The sequence below is a fragment of the Coleofasciculus sp. genome, assembly GCF_046539235.1.
Classification (GTDB): domain Bacteria; phylum Cyanobacteriota; class Cyanobacteriia; order Cyanobacteriales; family Coleofasciculaceae; genus Coleofasciculus.
The window spans coordinates 1-3,803 of record NZ_JBKHHI010000538.1 but is presented as its reverse complement, the minus strand read 5'-3'; the positions used below and the strand labels follow the sequence as shown (position 1 = coordinate 3,803).

General features: G+C 43.5%; 3 protein-coding genes. 1 reads left to right on the top strand and 2 read right to left on the bottom strand.

Going from position 1 to position 3,803, the window contains the following annotated elements; all coding sequences use genetic code 11:
- Positions 1–1,142: 1,142 nt before the first annotated feature.
- Positions 1,143–1,661: a proprotein convertase P-domain-containing protein gene (locus ACLFWI_RS28230; RefSeq protein WP_446415692.1), complete on the top strand. Its 519-nt coding sequence runs from the start codon at positions 1,143–1,145 to the stop codon at positions 1,659–1,661.
- 456 nt (positions 1,662–2,117) lie between these two features.
- Here the strand turns inward: ACLFWI_RS28230 and ACLFWI_RS28225 are convergent, their stop codons facing one another.
- Together ACLFWI_RS28225 and ACLFWI_RS28220 are read right to left on the bottom strand one after the other, a co-directional pair.
- Positions 2,118–3,461, bottom strand: a complete 1,344-nt coding sequence (locus tag ACLFWI_RS28225; RefSeq protein ID WP_446415691.1) for a PrsW family glutamic-type intramembrane protease — start codon at positions 3,459–3,461, stop codon at positions 2,118–2,120.
- A 42-nt stretch (positions 3,462–3,503) separates the two neighbouring features.
- Positions 3,504–3,698: a hypothetical protein gene (locus tag ACLFWI_RS28220; RefSeq protein WP_006098114.1), complete on the bottom strand. Its 195-nt coding sequence runs from the start codon at positions 3,696–3,698 to the stop codon at positions 3,504–3,506.
- Positions 3,699–3,803 lie beyond the last annotated feature (105 nt).

The window sequence follows — 3,803 nt, the reverse complement described above, 5'->3', positions numbered from 1 at the left end:
ACCGTTCATCTATCTATCTGGGGGTAGAAATTTCTGGTTGTATCCGCAATATAGCAAAGCCTTAAGGAGATTTTAATCAACTTTACATACTCTTTAAATCTCCGCAGATTTGCTACCTCGACTTTTGCCCTTCTCCACTGCCCTAATCTGGGTTTTCCGCATTTAAAGGCAGCTTATCGGTATTTGGGCATAAGTATAAATACTCAAAATGACAGCGTTTGCATGTCTCGATATCGTGCTTAGATCGGGCAACCCTAACAAATCTTTACAAAATTAATCAAAATTTATTCAGTTAAGTGGTTGCAAAAGGAAACGGATTGTCATAATATCTAACATGGTGTAACAATGTCATACATCAGTATGACGAAAACAAAGTTTCAGCATCTGAGAACAGTCAACGTCCCGCACTAACCCTACGGGCAGAGTCGGGATTTTCGGGAAAGCGTAATGAAGTGCCTTTGTCAAGAGGTAAATAGTGCTGTCGCCATAAAGGTTAGGATCGATGTAACCGCTAAAACGACTACATGGCACTCGTGAACCTTCTGCCTTTTGCTATATCTTGGATTAATTGCCCAAAAAATTTTTAGCCGATTATGCAACAAATCGTTACCAAAAAACAAGTAAATTTACATGATAAAGATATAACCTTAATGCTTTTAAGCAGGGTTAGTGTAAAACTGGTCATCTGACTCTTGTACCAGCCTATCTGATACGTTTTTTGGGTAGGGCGTTGCCGAGCAATTCCCAGTTTTTGAAAGCGTTTTTTAATCTCTCATCAGAGATTAATTACAGCTATAGAGGATGTAATTTTATATTAAATTCACATAAACCTGTGGACAACAATGTTAACGATTAAAGGCGGTATAGCTTATCAGGCAAGGAATACAGAAAATCGATATATCAGTTTAGTCTTGATTAAATTGTTTTTTTTTAGTAAAGATCCCCAGAAGGACTAGATAGAAACGCCAAACTAATGCCATTATTAATTAAGAGGAGATTATTGAATGGTCGCGAAATTAGAAAAAATTAAGGGTGCATTAACAGTGCGTAACAAAGCGCAAAGTTTATTAACATTATGATTTCGCGATCGCTAGCGGAGTTTTACCTTTTGTCAACTTAATCATGTTTTGGAGTTATAACCTATGTCTAAGCTAATGAACCGTACCTCAACTGCCACTGTAGACGCTAAAATTGCCACATCTGCGAACTCCAGTTGGTGTGGTCGTGGTGGCAAAATTCCCGATGGAGTGGCTAGTTTTCAAGATGAGATTGTGGTGACGGAAAATATCGCGATTAGTAACGTCACCGTCACACTGAAGAATTTAGAACATACTTGGGTGGGCGACTTGATTGCTCAGTTGCGTCATGTAGAAAGTGGGGTTGTGGTTGACTTGTTCCGGCGTCCCGGACAACCGCAATTTTCGTCCAGTGGCTATAGCAACGACCTGAATGGGGATTACAGCTTTAACGATAACTTTTCCCATAGCTTTGACGCAGTAGCTGGGTCTCATGCGGTAATTCCCAGTGGTAACTATTGTGCAACTCAGCCTTTGTCTTTGTTTAAAGGACACTCATCTGCGGGTACTTGGCAATTGATTATTAATGATTGCTCTGCGGGTGACTCAGGTTCTCTGGAGTCTTGGACTCTGAACTTGGAATAGAGATAAAGAGTTCCGCCAAGTAGTCCCAGATGCTTTCGGCAATGGGATAGAGGGTGTAGTAGTTCACCCAGTTAAGATTACTCTTACAAACTAATTTCCGTATTTTTCCGTGAAATTAGGAACTATATAAACCTGCAGTCTCAGGGAGAAAAGCAGAAATTGTCCATCAGTGGAATCTTTTGGGAAGTGTTTGTCCTTTAATCTGAAAAAAGTTGTCCTCAACTGTTTTAGAGCAAGGCATCAAATGCTTTCCGGGTTGAGTTTCTAGCGATAAGCTCCATCAACTCAGATTGAACGATAAACTATTTGAGTGAACCTCTAGGAAACAGCGGAAAATTCTGCCCAGCATTAGTTTCTCCAAAGCATGAGTGCGTTGAGTTAGCACTTGAGGATACAGGTTGGTGAGATTATCCCCCACTCAATTAAAAATTATAGTGGGGGGCTTCTAATCTAGGATCAAAATAAACGGGTGGCGAAGTTTTGCGATCGCGTCGGCGAGATTGCTCTAGCTTTGAGAATGGCGGCGGCTAAACAGGTATAAGACAAAATCCCCACCACCGCTAACAATAAACTACTGACAAACCCACTAGCATTCCACAAGGCGTGGAGAGTCGCCGCACACATATAACCCGTTGCCAGAATTTGCCAAGCTTTTCGCGGTTTGAGAACACTTAAGCCGATAAAATAACCAAAATAGCCACTATAGGCAATATGTCCAGCAACTGAACCCAGTAGACGGGGGATGAGTAATTGCAATCCCATCAGTTGAGCCGATCCTTGACCCGCTTGAAAGGTTACGTTATCGATAATATCAGGAACATACTGTCCTAAAGTTTCCAACAGGGTAAAACCCACCCCTGATGCCGTACCTAAGAGAATCCCATCCAGAGGTTCCCAGACGCCAATCTGTTCTCGCCAAGGGGAACGTAGCAGTCTACCCAAGAAATACGCCCCAATAATCGGCAGGGCTTTAAGTAATTCCTCCATCAAACCCGCCCCGAAAAACATACGGATCAGCAGAGCGGTAAAACTGATCAGTTCCCCTTCTTGGGGTAAACTTCCCGGTAAGATGTCGCGAAAAATGATAATCGATAGAGGTAACAACGGACTCGTTAAAATTAAACCCGTCGCGATCGCACACCCGAATAACACCCACCAGGGTTTGGATTTACCACACAGTTGATAGACAAAGTAAGAGGCGGCACCGGTTAAATAGGTTGCCAATAGTAAATTAAACACCATTGGCTTACCGACAGCCATAAACATCAACACAACAAAAACCACCGTGAGAATAGCGGGTCTCAGAAACGCCTTCTGAGTTAAATCGGCTCCCGTTGAAGCGAGGGGAAACAGTTGGCTAAAGGTAACCGTATCGGGAGTTTTATGTCCGATTACACTGACAGATGTCAGCGATGAAGCCGAAGAAACGGGTGAGACTGGGGATGGAGATGGACTGAACTGGCACTCAAAAATAAACTGAGGACCATCTTGACCTAGTTCAATGCGATCGCCGGCGTGCAATTGACAGCATCCCCGTAACGGATACCCATTAACATACGTCCCATTAATACTATTAAGATCACAAATTTCCCAGCCCTGATTCCAGGGTGAACAGGGACGAATCTTAGCATGACGCCGCGATACAATTAAATACTGATTCGGGTTTAAGGCTATTTCGCAGCTTGGATCACGCCCAATCACCATCTCCTGATCCTCAGACAAGGGATAGGGAGATAGATGTCTAGCTGTACCTCTGCCAGCAAGAGGTCGCAAAAATCCACGGCAATGTTGACCAGTCATCAGTAATGTCCGTGAGCTTGGAAACCCCAGGGAGACATAATTCTACTGATTTGCCCTCGCATCACGAACAGCCGCGTAGAACAAAAAGCCACTCAAGGGAATACTACCCGCCAGGATAATTTCCGTGACGGATGCACCTAACTGGGGTGTTCCGGAGGAGAGTTCAAAAATTGAGCCAACAGCCGCAATTGCGGTAATACAGGAACCCATCAAAAATAAACCACTTTTTGGTGTCATCGTTTTTCCTCGCGAGACTCCATCTTCAGCGAAGCAAGATGGAGAGGGATAGAGGTCAAACCTTACCGTTCACTTCGACTTCGCGGCAATTGAGCGTTCGACTGA